The sequence below is a fragment of the Flavobacterium sp. FlaQc-28 genome (assembly GCF_044007415.1).
GTDB lineage: Bacteria > Bacteroidota > Bacteroidia > Flavobacteriales > Flavobacteriaceae > Flavobacterium.
The window spans coordinates 881,602-902,496 of sequence record NZ_JBIPCM010000001.1; the positions used below are offsets into that span (position 1 = coordinate 881,602).

A 20,895-nucleotide genomic window follows, 5' to 3' on the forward strand; every position below is an offset into this window, starting at 1 on the left:
TCCTGAGATTTAATTTTCGATTAAAGTTTTTAAGCTTTGAAGTATTGGATTTTTATCACTTTTGAGATTTTTCTTGAACTATTTGCCGTCATAATAAACTATTCTAGTTTAATGACTGGTTTTAAACTGTCTTTTGCAATAATTGCAGAGTCTTTTACAGTTGCAGCAGGCGGTAAAACTGGTGCCGGCGGCGTATATCGTTTTATTTTTTGTTGAATTAAAACCGCATCATTTAAAACAAAAGGTGTCGGCATCATCCAGTCGCTTCTAGGTTTGATTTTAAGTAACGGATTGGATAATAAATCAAAAGAACTTTCGATTAAATCCATATCAAAAATAGACGATTTGTTAATATAGAAATCCAAAACAAGAGGTTCATTGCCTACAACATAGTAACATAAAAGACGCATTCCTTCTCGCTCTAAACGATTCCCTTTTTCTCCAGAAGTTGAAACTCCATTTGCTTTAAAGTTGTAAAATGTCATTTTTGGGTTAGCATAAATATCGTATCGATTTACTTTTCGATTAGGAGTAATTTTAATTTTTAAATAGCGATTATTGCCCACAACGCTGTCTTTAATAAAAGAGATAGTTGGTTTAGGCACATCTACAACTGGAGCAATTGCACTGTATGTAAAACCTGAGCTGTATTTACTACTCAGCGGTAGATTATTTAATCCCGGTGCTTTTTGATTTTTTTCTCCTAGATAAGCTTTTGTCCAATCATCTAGATTTGTATCGTAAGTAGCCCAAATTGCTGAGTTTGAATTTGCATTGTAGATGTATAATAAACTATTTGATTTTGCCTTTCCAGGTTCATACCCTGAGTGATAACCCGCATAAACAAAAAATCCTATTGAGCAGGCAAAGAAAACGATAAGCCAAACGCCTTTTTTTATGAAAGAGTTAAAAACCGGAAGCAATAATCCGAAAAGCAAAACGGTTAAAACTGCACTTCCAAAAAGTATTTTTAAGCCCAAACCAATTGGAAACATTACAATGAATGGAGCTACAATTGCCAATGCTGGAATGCTAAAAATCAGATTTAAGCCTAAACCAGAATACTGAGAAAAAACGTAGATTGCAAATAGTACTATTCCAAAATAAACCGGAATGATTAAAAATCCTGCGCCAGTTAAGCTGTTTGCTAAAAAAGCATTTATAATAATCCAAAGCAGTAAAGGAGCTGCAAAATGATTCATAGTTGCTTTTGCATCTGAAAAATGATGATAAAAGGCAAAACAAATGGCAATACTCAGTGTTACAAACGCTCCAATATAAGCATGACCATTATAGGTAAATCCGTTTAGTAAGTCAGAATATTGCGGATAGATTTCTAAGATAATTTTCCAACCTAAAAAAGTAACTAATCCAGCAGTAATTATAGATCCTAAAAGCGGAACAAAACCTTTGAATATCTCTCTGAAAGTAATTATTCGTTTTGCTTTTCCAATAAAAATAAGAATAACTAATAAACCAAAAGCAATAAGAGTCATTGGAGCAACCCATGAAAACGGATAGCTTATAAATGAGAATGGAATATTGAAATAGACATTATCTTCTGTTGATGAAGTTTTGTTCAAGTCTGTATTGGCAAAATATTTTAGCAAAGGCATTAAATAAGATCCTTGATGCGCCAGTGTAGTTTTGCTTAAATGGTGAATATCGTCTTGCTGCGTATGATAATTGTAATGTCCGTCGATAAAAGCAAAGTTGAATCCTTGAATGTTTCCCTGTTCTCTAAAAACAGTTAAATCAGTATCATTTGGCAGCATTTTATAGATGCTGTACATTAATGAGTTAGAAACGGGATAAGCTGTTTTTGCCTTCGAAAATTCTTGAACAAGTGCTTGATTGCCTTTGTTTGTTTCCATTAACATATAACTTGGTCCCGAAGTTCCTCTGGCTTCAAAGTTTAAAACTAAACCAACGTCTTTTGCCCATGGATGTTTGTTTACAAAAAGTGCAGCACCATTTAAACCCAATTCTTCAGCATCTGAAAAAAGAATAATAATATCATTTTTTTGAGGCTGTTTAGCGTATAAGAAAGCACGAATTCCTTCTAGAATTGTGGCTACGCCGGAAGCATCATCACTTGCACCTTTTGAGAAAGAGTGCGGAGCACTATCGTAATGCGATAAAAGTAAAAGTGCTTTAGTATTATTAGTACCCTTGATACGGGCTAAAATGTTTTTTGATTTTACTAAAAGACCTTTGTCGTTTAGTGTAAAACCTTCTTGAACACTAGTTTCTAAACCAATTCGATTAAGCTCAAGTTTAAGATAGTTTGCTACTAATTCATGATTTGTTGACCCAACATAATGTGGTTTCTGAGCGATAATCTGCACTTGGTTGAAGGCTCTTTCAGTCGAAAAATCAGCGAGTGCTTCATCATTTTTTGACAGCCATTGCGGCATCATAGCGGCATAAATAATGCCTAATAGGGTTAAAATGCAGACTACTGCCAGAATTGAGGCTGGGTTTTTTTTCATGATGAGTATTAAACTAAATTTCTTTTTTAACAAGCATATAATAATCATTGTCCAAAGAGCGATATCCTTGGTCGTATAGGAAATAGTAGGTATTTCCTGTTTTGGTCAGCAAGATATTGGTAAAGAAATCAAAATCAAAGCCTTTATTAATCATTTTATCTTTTGTTGCTTTTGATTTCCCATCAGTATTTAACTCAGACAAAATACGGTAATTTTTTCGTAATTTATTGTTTACATTACGCATATAATTGTTACTGTCTTTATTTATTTTATTGTTGTAGGCATTTCGGCAGCTGTCTGAGCAGAATTTTTTGTCTTCTCTGCCAACAAGTTTTTCTGAACATTCGAGGCATGTTTTCATTAATTTATTTTTTTAGTTTCATACAAATCTGTTCTTCTGTCTTTTAGAATTCGAACGCTTCCGTGTTCATGAAGTTCTTTGAGCAGATTTAAATCAACATCTACAATCAATGTCATTTCCGTGTTCGGCGTTGCTTCCGCTTTAATTCCATTACTAGGAAAAGCAAAATCTGAAGGCGTAAAGACAGATGCCTGCGCATATTGAATATCCATGTTGTTTACCTTTGGAAGATTGCCAACACAACCGGCAATAGCAACATAGCATTCATTTTCGATTGCACGTGCTTGCGAACAGTGTTTTACACGCGTGTACGCATTTTGAGTGTCCGTTAAAAAGGGAACAAATAAAATATTCATTCCTTCATCTGCCAATAACCTTGAAAGTTCTGGGAATTCGACATCATAACAAATTAAAATACCAATTTTACCGCAATCCGTATCGTAGGTTTTAAACTCAGAACCGCCTTTCATTCCCCAATGCTGTACTTCATTTGGAGTGATATGAATTTTTGAATACATCTCTGAAGTACCATCTCTTTTACATAAAAAACCAACATTGTATAAATTACCATTTTCCAAATGCGGCATACTTCCAGTTATAATATTGATATTATACGAAATAGCAAATTCTTGAAAACGCTTTCTAATTGGATCTGAATGGCGTGCTAGTTCTCTAATTGCTTCGGCTTCGGATAAATGATTGAAATCGGCCATTAAAGGAGCAATAAAAAGTTCTGGAAATAGTGCAAAATCACTTCCATAACCAGAAACGACATCTATAAAAAATTCGGCCTGCTCAAAAAGGGCTTCTACATTGTTTAACTGACGCATCTGCCATTGAATCAATCCTAATCTGATAACGCTTTTTTCTAGATTTATAAGTTTAGGACTTTCATCATAATAGACATTATTCCATTCTAATAGAACCGCAAATTCTTTTGATTCTTCGTCGCCTTCTAAATAATTTTTGATGATTCTCAATACATGAAAATCATTGCTGAGCTGAAAAGAAAGTACAGGATCGTGCAGTTCCTTATCTTTAACCTTTTCGATATAGTTTTTTGGAGATAATTTTTTAGCGTATTGATTGTAGTTTGGAATTCTTCCCGCAAAAACGATGGCTTTTAGATTAAGTTGTTCGCAAAGTTCCTTTCGTGCGTCATAAAGACGTCGGCCCAAACGAAGACCTCGATAGTTGGGATGAATAAAAACATCAATTCCGTACAAAATTTCTCCATTAGGATTGTGAGTTGAAAAAGTATAATCGCCAATAATTTGTTTGTAGTTATGTCTTTTATCGACTAGTTTTTCATCAACAATAAGCGATAATGCCGATCCAACAACTACACCATCAACAAGGATGACTAATTGTCCTTCGGGAAATATCGAAAGTAATTTTTTGATATCGCTAGATCTCCAATACGAATTGGCCATTTCAGGATACGCTTCAACCATTGAGTTTTTCAATTGTTTGTAATCTTCAAGAGCTAAATTTCGTAGTTCTACTTTTTTGATTTCTGCTTGCATATCGTAGGATTTATCTCAAATATACAAAAAGATTTCCATTTACAAACGCTTACAAGTACTTACAACCGAAAGTAAGTAGTTTATAACCGAATATTTTTTGCGGTCGATCGCATCTTTGCCTTGTTGAATTTGATCAATGAATTCTTTATATGAACATTAAAAAAAGTAAAAGCCATGAATGCAATGAAAAACAGAGTACAATTAATTGGTAACGTAGGAAATGATCCAGAAATTAAAACGTTAGAAACAGGTAAAAAATTAGCCCATTTAACTATCGCTACAAATGAGATTTATAAAAATGAGAAAGGCGATAAAGTAGAAAAAACAGAATGGCATCGAGTAACAGCGTGGGGGAAAACAGCCGAAATCATTGAAAAGTTTGTTGTAAAAGGAAAAGAGGTTGCTATAGATGGCAAATTAACGCACAGAAGTTATGATGATAAAAACGGGGAGAAAAGATTTATTACTGAAGTTGTTGTAAATGAGATTTTATTACTTAGTAAATAATTTTTGATTTTTGCAATTAAATTAAACCTAACAGGATCTAGAAACTTGTTAGGTTTTTTTATGAAATTTATAGAATCGAAACTCCATTTGTATCCGTTGTTAATACTTCGCTCATATAATCTAAAAAAGGTCTCATGTTCTTGAAAGTTTCTAAAGCCTGTTCTAAAAACTGAGTACTCAACACTTCTTCATCTGTAAAGCGTTTAAGAACTAAAAACTGTTTGTAACGCAGTAAGTCAATTGCTTCGTGAGTTGTGTCAAAACCTTTTGGTGCTGTTTTAAGTTGTTCGCCTTGTAAAGTTCCAAAGGTAGAAACAAAAGATTTAGAGTTCAAGATTGTTCTAAACGATTCTGAATCGTGACCAAATTCGCTTCTTATACGTTTTAAATCTGTTGCATTGGGTCCCCAAAAGCCGCCGCCGACAAAAGTATTTCCTTTTTCGATATGAAAATAATAACCGCCTCGTCTTTCAGTTGTTGCTCGCGTAAAACTGCCGCCCCAAAAGGTTTTAAAAGGAGTTTTGTCTTTAGAAAAACGAATATCTCGATAAATCCTGTACACACTTTTTTTGCCGGAGGCTGTTTCTATAAGATCAGTTTTAGAAAGTTCTTGTAATAATGTGCCCGCAAAAGTTTCAATGTGATTTAATTCTTTTAAGTATTCCGGTTTATGCGCATCAAACCAAGGTTTATTATTGTTTTCTTTAAGTTGAGACAAAAAATCAAGGCTGGATTTGGGTATAGTTATGTGATTTTCCATATTTAGTTATGAAAGCGTTTTTTAAAATCAGATGATGAATTTACTTTAAAATTAAAAACCCACCAAATCTATTGGTGGGTTTTCTATATATCGTTAAGCAGTTTTTTTGAATAAATCAAACATAGGACAACGTGAACAACGTTTCTTTTCACTTTTTTTGTATTTCTCACAACAAGAAGATTTACAGTTTTCTAACTTCTTAATGTTTTCAAGGATAGCTTTATTCTTCTTTTTCTTTTTATCCTTTTTCTTGTCCTTGTCTTTTTCTTTCTTGCCCAATTTTCCTCTGTATTATAAAAACAGTAGCAAATATATATCAAAAAAGTTATTTTTAAGTATTCTAAATAAACTTTAACTTTTTTTATTTTGGATTGATTGCAATCGAGCTTGTAACTGTTAATTGCTGAATATCACGATCAAACAAGTAAAGTCCGCCTTTATCGTCTCCAATTAAGTTTATTTTATCTAAAATTGATTTAGCAGTTGCTTCTTCCTCGATTTGTTCAGAAACATACCATTGTAAGAAATTATGTGTTGCATAATCTTTTTCTTCAAAAGTTATGTGTACTAATTCGTTGATCGATTTTGAAACAAAAAGTTCATGATTATAAAGCTCCTCAAACATTTCTTTAAAAGTAGAATAGCTTGTTTTTGGCGCTTTTAGATCTGTTATATGAGCGTGTCCTCCGCGTTCGTTTACATATTTTACTAATTTTAGCATATGTGCACGCTCTTCGTCTGATTGTGTGTACATAAATTGAGCGATTCCCTCTAATCCGTGTACTTCAGCCCAACAAGCCATAGAAAGATAAGTTTGCGAAGATTCTGCTTCTATGCGAATTTGCTTGTTTAAAGCCGTTTCAATATTTTTTGATAGCATAATGATGTCTTTTTTGTAAAGTTAGAAAAAATAATTCATTCCATTTTTTCGAAACCAAGAAAACATGGCGCATTTGGATTAATTCACAATAGAATTATGGCTTATTTACAGGGAAATTTTTCGAAAAAACAGCTTTATTGCTAATAGGATTTCCTGCATCTTCACGCGTAAAGCCATCAGTAAATTTACGAATAACATATTGTTTTGTTCCCAGATCGTAATAACCTAAAAGCGAATAGTCTTTTAGTTTGATGATGTTTTCCAGGATAATGTTTTTACTTTTTCCTAAAAAATAAAATATATTGTCAATAGCCAAAGGTTCAGTTTGTTGGTTATTTATAAACTCATAATCAGGATTCAGCATCGAATCAAAGTAAACCATTCGGCTTTGTGTGTAAGCAGGATAAGCATTGTAGTCTTCAAATCCAAAGAAAGCATCGTTTTGACTGTAGTTAAAACTTGGTGCCCGTGAGATTTGATATTCTAGAAATCCGCCGAAGGTGATAAAACTATTTTCTTTGTTTTTAAAAACCGTAACTCCAACATTTAAAGCAGATAATTGTTTTAGAAATTTAGCTGTTGTATTAATTTCCTGCGGTTTGTATCCGTTATTTTGAATAAACAGCGGGGAGTTCTTGAAATTTATGGTGTCTTTTTTTGAAATAGAAACTGTTTTAACAGATTTGCCGGTAGACAAGTCCTTTACATCAAATAAAAATTCGTCGTTATTGGTGCTGATTTGAAATAGTTTATTGTCGTTGTAAAAAGAATTTGAAGTTTTAGAAGGCTTTTTAGATATAGGCTGATCGTAGTTTTTCTCAGTTACTTCCTGAGTTTCCAGATTAAGATCTAAAACTTGTGTTTTTTTTGTATTATAATCTAAAGTTAAAAGAATGTGATTGTCTAAAACATACATTTTGTTTTTGCTTACGCTTTTATCGAGCGGATTAAAGTTGTCATGTTCCATTTTTTCTATTGGAAAATACTGGAGAATTGTGCTGAAAGAAAAACGCTGGTCATTTTTATTTTGAAATAAAATCCCTGAGAAATCAAACATTTTTATTTCGCATTTTCCATTATTAAATATAAAAAGAAGTAAATGCGGCTCTTTTATTTCCTTTGCTAAAACATAAAACGAGTTGTCTTTTTGAAAATGGCTTATAACATAAGAATTGTAAGAACCAAAATCAAAACTTAAAGTTTTGGAAGCTTTTGTATCAAAGTAATACTTAATAATTCTTAAGTTTTTATAGTCAGGAGAGCTCCAATACAGCGATGGATTTCCGTCTTCGCTTAAACTGCTTCCCAGCAAAATTCCATTTTTGGCACTTTTTATAGAATCAGTATACTGACCTCTTAGAAATAGGGATTTATTGTATTTTAAAATATTGATATTGCTATTGTCTGAGGCAAATACATATATTTCATTAGTTTTTACATCCTCTATATTTAAGCTTTGACCATTTTCTAGCGGATTACTTAAATTTAACGGAAAGCTATTTAATACTGTTTGACTTAGCAGTATTGAATTATGGAGTAAAACAAGGAAAAGTACTATTTTTTTCATGAGTATTTTGTGACAAAAATCATTCCAAATTTAGTGAAATAAATTTTCTGTTCCGAAACCAAAATGATCTTTAATACTTATGCTTTTTCTTTTTAGGAAGATAAAAAAAAGCCCTAAGGAAATTTTCTTAGGACTTTTTAAGTTTAGTTAAGAGTGGTTATTTTACTCTAAAAGTAACTCTTCTTGCTAATCTTCTAGCTTCTTCAGAGTCTTTTTGAATTGAAGTATCAGCACCTTGAGCAACTACATTTAATCTTGAAGATGCAACACCTGCTTTTTCAAGAATAGTTTTAACATTTACAGCTCTTGTGTTTGATAGTTTTTCGTTGTATTCAGATTTTCCAACCTGATCAGCATATCCTAAAATGTCAAGTGTAGCTGATGGGTTTTTTCTTAAATAAGATAAAACAACATCAATTGCAGCCGTTGAATTTTCGATTGGAGTTGATTTGTTGAAATCGAAATAAACACTATAGTATTTATCGTTTATCATTTCTTTTACAACGTCTTTATCGTTTACAACAGTTGTTGTAACTGGTTTTTCTACGATAACTTGTTTAGAAGGCATGTTCTTGATTTGATTTTCAAGATTAGCGATTTTCTCATCGTAAGCTCTAAGGTCTACATTTTCAGAAATTACTGTCCAGTCTGCATGTTTAGTATTTTTACCTAAGTAAATATTTAAACCAACAGTACCATTGAAAAGTAATCCAGAAAAACCTCTGTTGCCTTCAAGATATGCGCCATTAAAAGCGCGATCTTGCGATGCGTTTAAAATAGTAGAGAAATCTCCAGTTAAAGCAACTCTGTTAGATAATCTAATTTGCCCTGTTATACCAGCAATAAAATTACCCACTTCATCAGCACCTTTAAAACTGTCGCTTCTTAATTGAGCATAACCAAAACCAGCATGTCCTAATAAACCAAAAGTGTTAGTCCAAGTTTCAAAGTTCATGATGCGGCCCAAGTTAGCAACCGCTTGTAAATCTACTCTGTAGTATTTTGAATCAAAATCGATAGAATTACTTTTTGAAGTAAAACTGTTGTAACCAAAATCAGCTTTCAAACCAAATTTGTTGTTAAACATATAACGAACTCCTAAATCTCCAACCCATGGGCTTGGAGTATCTGTTGAATAACCTGAAGAGAATGGTCGTTGAGGTTTAGTTAATCCTCCCGCAAATTCTACAGACCACTTATTGTAGTTGTTTGCAGTGTTTTCTGTTTGTGCATTTACATGAATTAACCCTAAAGCAAATGCCAGAGTTATAACAATTTTTTTCATTGTAATTTGAGTTTTAAATTTTCCTCAAACCAACAAATTTATGAGCATTTTGGGGCGCCACTAAAAGTTATAATAATAACAGAATAAGGTAAAAAAATGTGAGAGAAAGACTATTTTTTATTCATTTCCTCTTCAAAGTGATCTATAAATTTCCCTACATGTAAACCATCCATTAAAGCGTGATGAACATGCACGGACATTGGAATTATTCGTTTTCCAGTTTCAGAAGTTGTCATTTTTCCAAAAGAAATTTTAGGGCAGCTGTCTGGAAACGTGTAACTTCTGGCGTGTGAAATCGAAGTAAAATTTATCCACGGAATAGCCGAGAAATGGATCAAATTGTCGTCGTCAAATGATCTTGTAAAAAGACCGCTGGTATTTTGAATACGTTCAATTTCGGTCAAAGCATTTTGTTTGAACAAATTAAAATCTGGATGGTATTCAATTAATGAAAATCCGAAAGTGCCGTCTTCTCTTCCAATTGTTGCCGAAGCATCAATGCGATCATTGATGTAAATTTTATCATCGGCAATTCTATATTTAAAATTTTCTACTGAATTTACAGCAGCTAATGTCTTGTGTAAGTAGTAAATAAAAAAAGAAACATTTAATTCTTTTGCTGTTTGATACGCTTTTGTACAATCAATTTCAAGAGTTACACCAAAAAATGGTTCTTCCATTTGTTTAAAGTGCGCAAAATGTTCTTTTCTGTTCCAGTTTTCTAGATCTAAAAGTGTTTTCATTATAGTAAGTTCTGAAGGACTTCAGTTATATTTTCGAATGAACTAAAATGTTCGTGTTCTATTTTATGATTAATTTTTTCGTGTTCCCAAGTGGTATGAAAGGGGATATGAACGGCATATCCTCCAATTTCTAAAACGGGCAGAACATCTGATTTTAATGAGTTCCCTATCATTAGAAATTCGTGAGATTGAATGTCTAAACGGCCAAGCAGTTTTTGGTAATCGATATTTTGTTTGTCCGACATTACTTCGATATGGTGAAAATAATGACCCAAACCAGAACGATGCAATTTGCTGTGCTGATCTTTAAGATCGCCTTTTGTCGCAACAACTAGTTTGTATTTTCCGTGAAGCGCTTGCAAAGTTTCTTCAACTCCGTCTAGAAGTTCGATTGGTTTTTCAAGTAATTCTTTTCCGTATTGAATGATCTTTTCGATAACTTCAATTGGAATTGTATTGTTTGAAATGTTCATCGCCGCTTCAATCATCGAAAGAATGTAGCCTTTGATTCCGTATCCATATAGAGATAAATTCTCTATTTCAATTTTAAATAACTCCTGCGAAATACCTTGATGTGAAAGATAATCTTCCATCAAAGCACAAAATTTATGTTCTGTTTCTTGAAAATAAGGTTCATTTACAAATAAAGTATCATCGGCATCAAATGCGATTACCTTTAAGTTTGGTATTTTGCTTTTATGTAACATAGTATTTTTGTTTTAGGTTTTTTGTTGTTTCAGGTTTCAGGTTTTTGCCGCTGCCAATAGGTATTGGGATAAAGTGATTTTAACGATTTAGAAAAATCAATTTTTGTCTGTTTAAATCTGTAGAATCTGCGTGAAACATTTCTTATTTAATTTTTAGCAAACAGTTTCTTTAAAGAAATGGTTTTATCATAAAATGTAATTCTAATTCCGAAAAGTAAAATAATACCACCAAAAACCATTTGTAAAGTTATTTTTTCTTCTAAAAACAACCAAGCTAAAATTGATGTTATTACTGCTTGACTTAATAAACTCAGTGATACTCTTGTTGCGCGCATATGCTGTGTGGCATAACTAATCGAAAGCCACGCACACAATTGGCATATTACTGCTTGAAGTACTAATACAAACCAGCCTGTATTTGAAAATCCTGTAAAAGGTTCATTTAAAGAATAACATAGAATTCCTAAATAGATACTCGATGTAAATAAACTGATTGTCATAAAGGAAAGTACATCAACTTCTGATAATACATTTTTGCTGACTAAAAGATAAATCGAATATAAGATTCCTGATAAAACAGCAAATAGAAAGGCTTGATTGAAATTGAGATCGATAAAGAATTCAAAACCAACCAAAGTTACCATTCCGAATAAAGAAACAATTGTTCCAATCCAGAAATTTGTCGCAGGTTTTGATTTTAGAAATAAAAAGGAACCAATTCCTACCCAAACCGGCGATAAGTTTGTAAGCAATGAAGCCTGCGTGGCACTCGAATCCTGAATAGCGATATTCCAAACAGCAACATCTGATGAAAATAAAATTCCACAAAGCATTGCCAAAAGCGTAAGTTTTAAACTCGGAAGTTTAAAGTTTTTGCTTAAAAGCACATAAGGCAAAAGCAGAATAACAGCAAAGAACATTCGGTAGAAAGCCGAAATTAATCCTGATGTTAAACGTAATTTAACCAATATTGGGAAAATCGAGATGCAGAGTATACCGCAGATTAGGGCTAATCTTGGTTTGGTGAGTTTCATTATTGTTTGTTTTTAGGCTTATAGATAAAAAGAAAATTGCGTGAATCAAATTAAAAATAATCGACTCACGCAATTTATATAACTATATAAATCTTTAGTTTACAGTCGATCCGTTTGGAGCGTCAGCATCAGGATTTACAAAAACCAGTTTTCCTTCGGCATTTGTTGTCATTAAAATCATTCCCTGGCTTTCAACACCGCGTAAAGCTCTTGGCGCTAAATTAGCTAAAACAGAAACACGTTTTCCAATGATTTCTTCTGGAGAAAAACTCTCGGCAATTCCTGAAACAATTGTACGAACGTCAATTCCTGTATCCACTTTAAGAACTAGAAGTTTATTTGCTTTTGGCATTTTTTCAGCTTCTAGAATAGTTCCTATACGGATATCCATTTTTGCAAAATCTTCAAACTGAATTAAATCTTTTTGTGGTTCAGGTTGTTTGCTTTCAGCAAGATTAGCCGTTTTTGTTGCTTCCAATTTATCTATTTGTTTTTGTATTTCTTCGTCTTCGATTTTAGCAAAAAGCAATTCAGCTTCGCCAATTTTATGTCCAGCAGGAATTAAATCTGAATTTTCAGTAATATCATTCCAACCTAATGTTTTATCCAAAATGATGTCTTTTGCATCACGATTTTTCTCTTTCAAGAATTTGCTGAATCCTTCAAAATGTTCTTTAAGATCACCTAAATTCAAGATTTTAGATAATTTAGCCGCTGTAAAAGGTAAAAACGGTTCGGCCAAAACGCTCAACGCCGCAGCAATTTGAAGGGCTACATACATTTGAGTTTTTACACGCTCTGGATTGTCTTTCATTACTTTCCAAGGCTCTTCGTCAGCAAGATATTTGTTTCCTAAACGAGCAACATTCATTAATTCGCCTAAAGCTTCACGGAATCTGTAACGTTCAACTGAACTTGAAATTACAGCTGGATATGCTTTTAATTCTGCTAAAACAGCTTCATCAACTTCGCTAAATTCATTTGGCGTTGGAATAACACCATCATAATATTTGTTGGTTAAAACCACAACACGATTAATGAAGTTTCCAAAAATAGCAACCAATTCGTTATTATTTCTAGCTTGGAAATCTTTCCAAGTAAAATCGTTATCTTTTGTTTCCGGCGCGTTTGATGTTAATGCATAACGTAAAACATCCTGCTTATCTGGAAATTCTTCTAAATATTCATGTAACCAAACTGCCCAGTTTTTTGAAGTCGAAAGTTTATTTCCTTCTAAATTCAAAAACTCATTTGCAGGAACATTGTCTGGCAAAATATAACTTCCTTCAGCTTTTAACATCGCTGGGAAAATGATACAGTGAAAAACGATATTGTCTTTTCCGATAAAGTGAACCAGTTTTGTTTCTTCATCTTTCCAATACGGTTCCCAATCTTTTCCTTCGCGAGCAGCCCATTCTTTTGTAGAAGAAATGTAACCAATTGGCGCATCAAACCAAACGTATAATTTTTTTCCTTCTGCACCTTCAACAGGAACGTCAATTCCCCAATCTAAGTCACGTGTTACCGCACGAGGTTCAAGTCCGCCGTCGATCCAAGATTTTACTTGACCGTAAACGTTAGGTTTCCAGTCGTTTTTATGACCTTCTAAAATCCATTTAGTCAAGAAATCAGAATATCTGTCCAAAGGTAAAAACCAGTGTTTTGTTTCTTTTAAAATTGGAGTTTCACCCGTAATTGTCGATTTTGGGTTGATTAAATCAGTAGCGTTCAAAGTCGATCCGCATTTTTCGCACTGATCGCCGTAAGCTTCTGGATTGTCACATTTAGGACAAGTTCCAACTACAAAACGGTCTGCTAAAAACTGATTTGCTTTTGCATCGTACAATTGCTCCGTAACTTCTTCAATAAAATCGCCTTTATCATACAACGTTCTAAAGAATTCTGAAGCCGTATCATGATGAATTTTTGCCGATGTTCTAGAATAATTATCAAATGAAATTCCGAAATCTGCAAATGATTTACGGATGATTCCGTCGTATTTATCAATAACTTCTTGTGGCGTAACTCCTTCTTTTTTTGCTTTCATCGAAATGGCAACACCGTGTTCATCGCTTCCGCAAATAAACGCAACATCTTTATTTTGCAAACGCAAGTATCTAGAATATATATCTGCAGGCACGTAAACCCCCGCCAAATGCCCAATATGGATTGGTCCATTAGTATAAGGTAACGCTGCTGTAATAGTATATCTCTTTGGATTTTGTATCATAACTCAATTTTATTGAGTGCAAAAATAAGCAATAGAATTGAGATTTTGTTATTACGTGGCCATTCGCAAAGAAAAACACTTAAGCTTGTCATTTCGAGGAACGAGAAATCACACTAGAAACTCGATAAAGATTTGATTTTTCTTAGCAGTTTTTTCAGGAGTTAATCCCGCTATCCATTACAATCTTTTGTGGCTCCCGATAGCTATCGGGACCGCCACAAAAGGATTTTCACTTCTATCGGGGCTAAAAAAAGGCAAGTTTGTTTATTGCGACAAAAGAGAAATCTGCACAAGAAATTCGCCAATCTTTGTAGAGCTGCTCACGAAGATTTCTCCTTACGTCGAAATGACAAGATTGTGTGAAAGAAATTTTTCGACTTCGCGTCTTTGCGAGATTATTTCAGAGTAAATAAATATAAAATCTTTGAGAGACTTCGACTTCGCTCAGTCTGACAATATTTGTGGTAAATCTCCATTAAAATAGAACCAGTTTAAACTAGCGTTGCCACTAAAATCTTCAAGATTTATTTCGCAATCTTTGCCTTCCGAAAAAAAACTAAAAAATAAGTTTATGAGCAAGACAAAATTAATCATCAATAAAAATGGATCAATCAAAATCGAAGGTGATTTTGAAATCATGGATTCTGAAGGAGCTGTATACGGATTACAAGGAAGATCTGCACTTGGTCTTTGCCGTTGCGGATTATCTGCAAACAAACCATTTTGCGATGGCGGACACAGAAATAATTTCGAACACGAGTCTGTTGCATTCGATTTGCCTCCAATGAAAACAAATTAAGATTTTTTCTAATTTGAATATAAAAAAAGCTGCATTTTCTAGATGCAGCTTTTTTGTTTTATAGATAAAGTTCCCCTTTCATTGTAATTATGGATGAACCACCAACTAAAATATCATTTTCACGGCACATGGCTTCGATAATCGAAGGTTGATTTAATTTTACGCCTTGCAGAATTTTATATTCTTGATTGAGTTTTGCTTGTTTTTTTTGAGTTAAAAATCCAATTAATGGGCCTGCGGCAGTTCCTGTTGCGGGATCTTCATAAATTCCGATTATTGGATTAAAAAATCTAGTTTCGGCAATATGCTCTTCATTTTGACCTTTTATGGTAAAGCAATAAAAACCTTCAGATTGATATTCTTTCGAAATTTCAATCAACAATTTAGGATCTGGAATACAATCGTTCAGGATCTGACTGTTTTTGATGGGAACCATAGTATGCGAAACTTCAGTTTTAACGATTGTAGGAACAAAATCGTTGCTGTCTAAATCTTCAATTTTTAAACCAAGTGCAACTGCTAATTTGTAGGTTGGTATTTCTTGTTTAAGAACAGCCGATTTTTGATGCATTTGTACAACTGGATAAAAGCTTACTGGATCAAAACTTACGGTTAACGGAATTGCAGCGTGTTTCATGATTACGAAACGTGCGTTTTCGTCTTGTTCTTTAAATATGGATATTCCTTTTAATAAAGCTCCACAGACAGCTCCTAATAAATTATGTCCTGCGCCGTCAATTTCGATTCCGGTTGGAGTAAACGAGCGCACATTTAATGCTTTTTGTGCTGGAGAATAATAAACAAATGAAGTTTCAGAATAGCCAAATTCTTTGGAGATGTTTTGATAGGTTTCTAGTTCTAAATTACCATTTGTAAAAACCACTGAAAGCGGGTTTCCTTTGTAACTTTCGTTTGAGAATACATCTAAAACATAATATTCTAATGCTTTTCTTCCTTCCATTCCTTTTTCTTTTTAGCTTACACTTTTTTAGACGGAATAAAGTTAGTGCTTAAAAAATACGAAAACAACAGCTTTTACAACATTCGTTTTTGTTCAGCACTTATGATTATTGCTTTTTCTAGTCTCGAAAGTCTGGTTTTTTCTTGTTTGGCACTCATAATCCAGTGAATCATAACTTTTTTATACGATGGCGCTTGATTTTCGAAAAATGCCCAAGCGGGTTTATTGGCTTTAAATTGTTTTTCAAATTCAGGATCGAGAATTTCAGGTTCCTTTTCATAAGAATAAATTCCAGATTTTGCATCAGATCTTAATTCAAAAGCTTTTAATCCGGCTTCTCTCATAAGTCCTGCCTTGGTAAGTTCTTCGACTTTTTTGATGTTGATGGCGCTCCAGTTGCTTGACTTTTTTCTGGGTGTAAATCTGTTCGAATAACTTTCTTCATCAATTGATTTTCTAACGCTGTCAATCCAGCCAAAACAAAGCGCCTGATCTACAGATTCTGACCAGGTCATTGATGGTTTTTTGGTGCTCATTTTATAGAAACCTACTATAAGTTCGGTTTCTTTATCATGATTTTTTTCTAACCATGCTCTAAATTTTTCTGGGGTTGGGAAGAAGATTGGGTTCATGTTTTATGCAGTTAAAAGATTTTTACAAATTAGCAATAGCTCTAATAATCCATAAAAGTATAATAAACAACAAAAAAGAGAATTGAACTTTATTGACTTTTTGGGCTCCAAATTTCTTGACCAAAAAACGATCTATCAATACAGCCGCAAAAACGGGCAGTAACCAAAACAAGATATAAATTCCCATTAATCCATCTGGTGCAGAGTTTCCGTTTATAAGGATTACAGCATAAATAATTCCAATAATAATAGAGAGAATTCCTGAGACATAGAATAAGGTTAGATTTTTTGGCAGAGTCATATAATTGGCAGTTTCAAGATTTAGATAGACAATATTTTAATTTCGTAATAAACTTACAAAAAAATATGACTCGAATAAATGCTGTTTTTATTAGAGATACTAATAAATAGCTTACAGGAAACTCCCAAAAAATTATTGTTGATTATATCATTATTTGGACGAAATTTGCAAAGCAAAACAGTAAGGATGTGAATCATGGCAAAAGGACCCGAAAAGAATACTAAAAACAAGGCTTTACATACCAAATTACTAAATCGTAAAAAGGCTAAACTTCAAGAAGAAAAAAGAGAACGCGCTTTACGATTGAAAGCTTTAGTTGCGAAAATGAATGAAATGAAGAAGAACGACGAATCTGACGCTGTTTAACTTAGTAGATTTCTTAAGTCTTTAATTTTAAAATAATCACAAAACAAAACAAAATGGAGGAATTCGGTAGAATTATAGTTTCTGAAACAGCAATGGAAAGTGAAAATCCACAGGATATTATCAACTCTAATATTTCGGTAATCAACCTAATGCGTGAAGAAAAAGTAGATGACGATTTGATTCATGAAGATGCTTTGTTGAGTTATTATTTAGATTATTATGCATCGCAGTATGCAGCTGGAAATTTTTCGCAGTTTGTCTATAATTCTGGTTGGAACAAAGAATTAAACGAATTGATTGAAGAAGGTTTGACTTTGATTGGTGCCGAAAAACATTTGGAGTTATTTCAGGCACAAGCTAAAAGAGTCAAATTATTGAGCAGCGTAAAAATTGCTAAATTTCTTAAAGGAAAGTTTGAAGGTGTAAACCCAACAAGAGACTTGCTCAACAACAATACTTATTTTGAATTAGATGAAAACTTGGTAGAACTAAATGCCAATTTCTTGAAAAATCATCCAGATTTTGAAGTGCTTCCTGTAGATGAGATATTTGCTGTTTTAGAAGAATTTGTTGGGCATGAAATAAAAAGAGCGTAATTTTTTAGGTTCAAAGGTTCAGAGTAGTAAAGGTTCAAAGGTTTTGTGATTAGTTATTCTTTTTAAAACTGTTGTTTTAAAAGAGTAAGGTCTTACTAAGAGCAATGCTTAATTCTTTGGTTTGTAGTTGTCTAAAAAATAATAATTTAACACATAGAAACATAGATTTATATCCAAAAAAGGAGACAAAAAGAAACATGTTTCTTTCGCATAGCAGAGCTATGTGTATTTAGGAAAAGTGAAACGCCTAATTTTCGATTGCAAAGCTATGTTTCTATGTGTTGAAAGTAATTATATCCAACTGAGAAAACTTAACAAATCTTTACGCAGGCTTGCTCTTATTTTGTGAAATAACTTTATTAATTTCGCTTTGAGTGTTTTACAGATTTTAAAAAGGCCCAAAATGAGAAATAAATACTGCCAAATTTTGCTTGTTCTTTTTGTACAAGCAGCAATTTCTCAAAACAAAATCAATCTTTTTTCCGAAATTAATTACAGCTCTATTCCTGCAGTTTCTTTAAATGATTATAAATCGGTTCAGGAAAGAGATCCCAGTTTTCAGAATCCTAATATTGCACTCGGCATAAGTATTTCTGGCGGTGGTTCAAGAGCGCAGTTTTTCAGTATGGGCGTTCTTCTTGGCCTTGAAGAAATTAGCGAAAACAATCTGCAGCGCAATTTTTTGAATGAAATCGATTATTATTCGACAGTTTCCGGCGGCTGTTTTTCGGCAGGATATTATTTAACCATTCTCAAGAATAAATTATTTCAAGACAACTGCTCTTTCAACGAGTTTTATTTTTCAAAAGCAGATGCTTACAAAGATTATGTCGATAAATCGGCCAATATATTGTCGCTTTTAAATAACAGTCGTAACGAAAAAGGAGATCGAGTATCGATGACACAGCGCATAGATGCTGATATTTTGCAATACGATGCGATAAATCCTGACAACAAAGATAAATTTGGAAAACAAATGCTGCTGTCTGATTTTTTTATTCCAAAAGAGAGTAATGTTGTGCCTTTGATGCCAATGTTTATTGCAAACGGAACAGCTTTTAATAACGGAGAACGAATTCCGTTTATGCCGCATATTATTAAAGGATTAAAACTTAATGCATCGCTTGCGCCAAATAGAGCCTCTTTGCCATTAAACGAAAGTGAAATTAATGACGGATATAATTTCCCTGTAACGTATGGTATTACGGCGAGTTCTGCCTTTCCGGGTGTTTTGCCAAAGGTTAAATTTGGCGTCAAAGATCAAAGTAAAATTTTGTGTATTATCGACGGCGGCGCTTCGGATAATATGGGATACAAAACGTTGGCGGAAGTGCTACACAGCGATTTGAAAGTAAATGATAAAAATAAAAAAGCTGTTTTTATTGACTGTCTTGGTCAAGGAAAAAAGGAACCTTATATAAACGATACAAAAATTGGTCTTCTTTCATTGTTTGAAACGGCGTCACTTTATACCGTTCAAACACGATATATGACTTTTGATAAAGATGTAGAAAGTACTTTTGAAAGATATAAAATTCCTGTTAAGAATTATCAGATAATTGGTTTTACTACAATTCGAGACCATTTGTTGAAAATGGAAAAAGATCAAGATTATAATGATTTAGTTGCTGAATTGAAAGCAACAAACGATGATTCCAGCAGTTGGATTAAGCTCTTTGCCAATTTTAAAGAAAATTTAGTCACTAGATTTGGCGAAAGTGCCTTTAAAAAAGATAAAGATGGCGAAATAATAGTGGCAACACTTGATAAAGATAAATTTCCAGAATTAACTGCTAGTGAGGTATTACTGCTGTATGAATATGCTTCTCATGTTGAAACAAAATTGCGAATTACGGCTCAGGAAAGAGATGTTTTACTTTTATCTGGACGCTTTGCGGTATTTTTGAAAACAAATGAATTAAGAGAATTGCTTGTAGAGTATAAGTAAAATAACTCGCTGAGGTAACTGCAAAAAAATAATTAAACTCATAGAAACATAGATTTTATATCTAAAAAAGAAGACAAAAAGAAACAAGTTTCTTTCGCATAGCGCAGCTATGTGTATTTTAAAAAAGTGAAACGCCTTATTTTAAATTACAAAAGCTGCCCTGATAGCTATCGGGACTATGTGTTGAAAGTAATTATACCTAGTGGGTTAAATTAAGAGTTCTCTTAAAAAAGTGATTTTAATTAAAAAGGGTAAGCAGATTATTTTATATTTGGAAGCCCCTAATTATTAAAATCAAGAACAATGAGAATTAAAACCTACTTAATTCTCAGTGGCATTTTTCTTTTTTTATCCTCTTGTGGAAAAAAAGAGAAAGAAATCATTGAGGAAAATGCTTTATCGCTGGCTCTAAAAACAGAGACACCTAAACCAGTTGAAAAACTGATTTTCAAGAATAGTGAATACATAATTTCTTCTGACGAATTAGATTTAAGTCTGCTCAAAAAAGCATCCGAAAACTTGAAAATCAATTACAATGCTGTCAAGGTAGAAGATGTCAGCTCGATTAAATACAATGACCAAACAACTTTTTTTGTGATTTGTATTATTAGAAAAGAGAGCATATTAAAATCAAATGATGAAAACCGCGGCAATTATTACGAAAGAAAATATGTTTTCGTAAATAACAGCGACGGAAAAATTCTGGCAGAAGAATCTGATGCTAGTCTTGGTTATTATGAAAATAAAGGTTTAAGAGTTGGTAAAACCTATATTTTGAAAAATCTATTGAAACTGGATGAAAAGAATCAGGCAATTGCTTTTACCACAGCAGTGTATTCAAACAGCAGAGTTGTAGTGTATTCTGAGGAAAAGCTCACGATCATGACTTTCGACGGAAATAAAATGAAGAAATTATTATACGAATATCCAATTCGATCAGTAAATGGAGATTCAGATGGCAGCGGTACTTATCAAATCGAAACGCTCGAAACCGGTATTAGTATTTCTGATGCTCAGTCAAATGGATTTTATGATTTATTAGTTTCAAAAATATTTTCATACGAGGCCGCTGCCGAAGAAGATTTAGAAAATGATATTCAGAAAATGAATGATCTAAAAGTTAAAAAAGAATTTCAAAGGCTGCGATACAATGGTAAAATCTACTCGTTTAAAAAAGACGATCAAAACCGATTTTTATAA

Annotated in this window: 21 protein-coding genes; 6 read left to right on the top strand and 15 right to left on the bottom strand. The window is 33.0% G+C overall.

Going from position 1 to position 20,895, the window contains the following annotated elements; genetic code table 11:
* Positions 1-98: 98 nt before the first annotated feature.
* Genes ACHRVL_RS03850 through ACHRVL_RS03860 form a run of 3 tightly spaced genes read right to left on the bottom strand, consistent with a single transcriptional unit; the run spans position 99 to position 4,379 of the window.
* Complete coding sequence (locus ACHRVL_RS03850) at positions 99-2,492, bottom strand: M28 family peptidase (RefSeq protein WP_395410460.1); 2,394 nt, start codon at positions 2,490-2,492, stop codon at positions 99-101.
* A 13-nt stretch (positions 2,493-2,505) separates the two neighbouring features.
* Positions 2,506-2,853 (bottom strand): hypothetical protein, encoded by a 348-nt coding sequence (locus ACHRVL_RS03855; RefSeq protein WP_089053412.1) that lies wholly within the window; start codon positions 2,851-2,853, stop codon positions 2,506-2,508.
* On the bottom strand, positions 2,853-4,379 hold the full coding sequence (locus tag ACHRVL_RS03860) for a bifunctional GNAT family N-acetyltransferase/carbon-nitrogen hydrolase family protein (protein ID WP_129022651.1): 1,527 nt from the start codon (positions 4,377-4,379) through the stop codon (positions 2,853-2,855). The genes ACHRVL_RS03855 and ACHRVL_RS03860 overlap by 1 nt, the downstream gene beginning before the upstream one ends.
* Positions 4,380-4,553: 174 nt before the next feature.
* Between ACHRVL_RS03860 and ACHRVL_RS03865 the strand changes: the two genes are divergently transcribed.
* Positions 4,554-4,886, top strand: coding sequence for a single-stranded DNA-binding protein (locus tag ACHRVL_RS03865; protein ID WP_129022650.1), 333 nt, complete (start codon positions 4,554-4,556; stop codon positions 4,884-4,886).
* Between the two features lie 67 nt (positions 4,887-4,953).
* Here the strand turns inward: ACHRVL_RS03865 and ACHRVL_RS03870 are convergent, their stop codons facing one another.
* From ACHRVL_RS03870 to metG, 9 genes are all read right to left on the bottom strand, one after another.
* Entirely contained in the window at positions 4,954-5,646 is a 693-nt protein-coding gene (locus ACHRVL_RS03870; protein WP_395410462.1) for a DUF2461 domain-containing protein, read from the bottom strand.
* Between the two features lie 93 nt (positions 5,647-5,739).
* On the bottom strand, positions 5,740-5,925 hold the full coding sequence (locus ACHRVL_RS03875) for a hypothetical protein (protein WP_083692280.1): 186 nt from the start codon (positions 5,923-5,925) through the stop codon (positions 5,740-5,742).
* An 82-nt stretch (positions 5,926-6,007) separates the two neighbouring features.
* Positions 6,008-6,526, bottom strand: a complete 519-nt coding sequence (locus ACHRVL_RS03880) for a ferritin (protein WP_089053408.1) — start codon at positions 6,524-6,526, stop codon at positions 6,008-6,010.
* Between the two features lie 94 nt (positions 6,527-6,620).
* Entirely contained in the window at positions 6,621-8,093 is a 1,473-nt protein-coding gene (locus tag ACHRVL_RS03885; protein WP_395410465.1) for a hypothetical protein, read from the bottom strand.
* A 157-nt stretch (positions 8,094-8,250) separates the two neighbouring features.
* Entirely contained in the window at positions 8,251-9,378 is a 1,128-nt protein-coding gene (locus ACHRVL_RS03890; RefSeq protein ID WP_395410466.1) for an OmpA family protein, read from the bottom strand.
* Positions 9,379-9,488: 110 nt separating this feature from the next.
* Positions 9,489-10,121, bottom strand: coding sequence for a CatA-like O-acetyltransferase (locus ACHRVL_RS03895; RefSeq protein WP_395410468.1), 633 nt, complete (start codon positions 10,119-10,121; stop codon positions 9,489-9,491).
* A complete protein-coding gene (locus ACHRVL_RS03900) occupies positions 10,121-10,828 on the bottom strand; it encodes an HAD family hydrolase (RefSeq protein ID WP_395410471.1) in 708 nt (235 codons plus the stop codon). The genes ACHRVL_RS03895 and ACHRVL_RS03900 overlap by 1 nt, the downstream gene beginning before the upstream one ends.
* 146 nt (positions 10,829-10,974) lie before the next feature.
* Complete coding sequence (locus tag ACHRVL_RS03905; protein ID WP_395410474.1) at positions 10,975-11,862, bottom strand: DMT family transporter; 888 nt, start codon at positions 11,860-11,862, stop codon at positions 10,975-10,977.
* Between the two features lie 94 nt (positions 11,863-11,956).
* Complete coding sequence (gene metG, locus ACHRVL_RS03910; protein ID WP_395410477.1) at positions 11,957-14,092, bottom strand: methionine--tRNA ligase; 2,136 nt, start codon at positions 14,090-14,092, stop codon at positions 11,957-11,959.
* Between the two features lie 571 nt (positions 14,093-14,663).
* Here metG and ACHRVL_RS03915 point away from each other — a divergent pair.
* On the top strand, positions 14,664-14,891 hold the full coding sequence (locus ACHRVL_RS03915; protein WP_089053402.1) for a CDGSH iron-sulfur domain-containing protein: 228 nt from the start codon (positions 14,664-14,666) through the stop codon (positions 14,889-14,891).
* Between the two features lie 58 nt (positions 14,892-14,949).
* Here the strand turns inward: ACHRVL_RS03915 and ACHRVL_RS03920 are convergent, their stop codons facing one another.
* The 3 genes from ACHRVL_RS03920 to ACHRVL_RS03930 all read right to left on the bottom strand — a co-directional run bounded on the left by ACHRVL_RS03920 (position 14,950) and on the right by ACHRVL_RS03930 (position 16,785).
* Positions 14,950-15,852 carry a PhzF family phenazine biosynthesis protein gene (locus ACHRVL_RS03920; protein WP_395410479.1) on the bottom strand — a complete coding sequence of 301 codons (903 nt, stop codon included), beginning with the start codon at positions 15,850-15,852 and terminating at the stop codon, positions 14,950-14,952.
* A gap of 74 nt (positions 15,853-15,926) precedes the next feature.
* Positions 15,927-16,484, bottom strand: a complete 558-nt coding sequence (locus tag ACHRVL_RS03925) for a YdeI family protein (protein ID WP_395410480.1) — start codon at positions 16,482-16,484, stop codon at positions 15,927-15,929.
* Between the two features lie 22 nt (positions 16,485-16,506).
* Positions 16,507-16,785: a hypothetical protein gene (locus ACHRVL_RS03930; protein ID WP_395410483.1), complete on the bottom strand. Its 279-nt coding sequence runs from the start codon at positions 16,783-16,785 to the stop codon at positions 16,507-16,509.
* 195 nt (positions 16,786-16,980) lie between these two features.
* Here ACHRVL_RS03930 and ACHRVL_RS03935 point away from each other — a divergent pair, with 195 nt between their 5' ends.
* From ACHRVL_RS03935 to ACHRVL_RS03950, 4 genes are all read left to right on the top strand, one after another.
* Positions 16,981-17,151: a hypothetical protein gene (locus ACHRVL_RS03935; protein ID WP_164975015.1), complete on the top strand. Its 171-nt coding sequence runs from the start codon at positions 16,981-16,983 to the stop codon at positions 17,149-17,151.
* Positions 17,152-17,204: 53 nt separating this feature from the next.
* Positions 17,205-17,747, top strand: a complete 543-nt coding sequence (locus tag ACHRVL_RS03940; RefSeq protein ID WP_089053396.1) for a hypothetical protein — start codon at positions 17,205-17,207, stop codon at positions 17,745-17,747.
* Between the two features lie 403 nt (positions 17,748-18,150).
* A complete protein-coding gene (locus ACHRVL_RS03945; protein WP_395410487.1) occupies positions 18,151-19,695 on the top strand; it encodes a patatin-like phospholipase family protein in 1,545 nt (514 codons plus the stop codon).
* A gap of 303 nt (positions 19,696-19,998) precedes the next feature.
* Entirely contained in the window at positions 19,999-20,895 is an 897-nt protein-coding gene (locus ACHRVL_RS03950; RefSeq protein WP_395410489.1) for a hypothetical protein, read from the top strand.

Coding starts and splice junctions, on each gene's coding strand:
- ACHRVL_RS03850 (WP_395410460.1), bottom strand. CDS start 2,492: ATGAAAAAAAACCCAGCCTCAATTCTGGCAGTAGTCTGCATTTTAACC.
- ACHRVL_RS03855 (WP_089053412.1), bottom strand. CDS start 2,853: ATGAAAACATGCCTCGAATGTTCAGAAAAACTTGTTGGCAGAGAAGAC.
- ACHRVL_RS03860 (WP_129022651.1), bottom strand. CDS start 4,379: ATGCAAGCAGAAATCAAAAAAGTAGAACTACGAAATTTAGCTCTTGAA.
- ACHRVL_RS03865 (WP_129022650.1), top strand. CDS start 4,554: ATGAATGCAATGAAAAACAGAGTACAATTAATTGGTAACGTAGGAAAT.
- ACHRVL_RS03870 (WP_395410462.1), bottom strand. CDS start 5,646: ATGGAAAATCACATAACTATACCCAAATCCAGCCTTGATTTTTTGTCT.
- ACHRVL_RS03880 (WP_089053408.1), bottom strand. CDS start 6,526: ATGCTATCAAAAAATATTGAAACGGCTTTAAACAAGCAAATTCGCATA.
- ACHRVL_RS03885 (WP_395410465.1), bottom strand. CDS start 8,093: ATGAAAAAAATAGTACTTTTCCTTGTTTTACTCCATAATTCAATACTG.
- ACHRVL_RS03890 (WP_395410466.1), bottom strand. CDS start 9,378: ATGAAAAAAATTGTTATAACTCTGGCATTTGCTTTAGGGTTAATTCAT.
- ACHRVL_RS03895 (WP_395410468.1), bottom strand. CDS start 10,121: ATGAAAACACTTTTAGATCTAGAAAACTGGAACAGAAAAGAACATTTT.
- ACHRVL_RS03900 (WP_395410471.1), bottom strand. CDS start 10,828: ATGTTACATAAAAGCAAAATACCAAACTTAAAGGTAATCGCATTTGAT.
- ACHRVL_RS03905 (WP_395410474.1), bottom strand. CDS start 11,862: ATGAAACTCACCAAACCAAGATTAGCCCTAATCTGCGGTATACTCTGC.
- metG (WP_395410477.1), bottom strand. CDS start 14,092: ATGATACAAAATCCAAAGAGATATACTATTACAGCAGCGTTACCTTAT.
- ACHRVL_RS03915 (WP_089053402.1), top strand. CDS start 14,664: ATGAGCAAGACAAAATTAATCATCAATAAAAATGGATCAATCAAAATC.
- ACHRVL_RS03920 (WP_395410479.1), bottom strand. CDS start 15,852: ATGGAAGGAAGAAAAGCATTAGAATATTATGTTTTAGATGTATTCTCA.
- ACHRVL_RS03925 (WP_395410480.1), bottom strand. CDS start 16,484: ATGAACCCAATCTTCTTCCCAACCCCAGAAAAATTTAGAGCATGGTTA.
- ACHRVL_RS03930 (WP_395410483.1), bottom strand. CDS start 16,785: ATGACTCTGCCAAAAAATCTAACCTTATTCTATGTCTCAGGAATTCTC.
- ACHRVL_RS03935 (WP_164975015.1), top strand. CDS start 16,981: ATGGCAAAAGGACCCGAAAAGAATACTAAAAACAAGGCTTTACATACC.
- ACHRVL_RS03940 (WP_089053396.1), top strand. CDS start 17,205: ATGGAGGAATTCGGTAGAATTATAGTTTCTGAAACAGCAATGGAAAGT.
- ACHRVL_RS03945 (WP_395410487.1), top strand. CDS start 18,151: ATGAGAAATAAATACTGCCAAATTTTGCTTGTTCTTTTTGTACAAGCA.
- ACHRVL_RS03950 (WP_395410489.1), top strand. CDS start 19,999: ATGAGAATTAAAACCTACTTAATTCTCAGTGGCATTTTTCTTTTTTTA.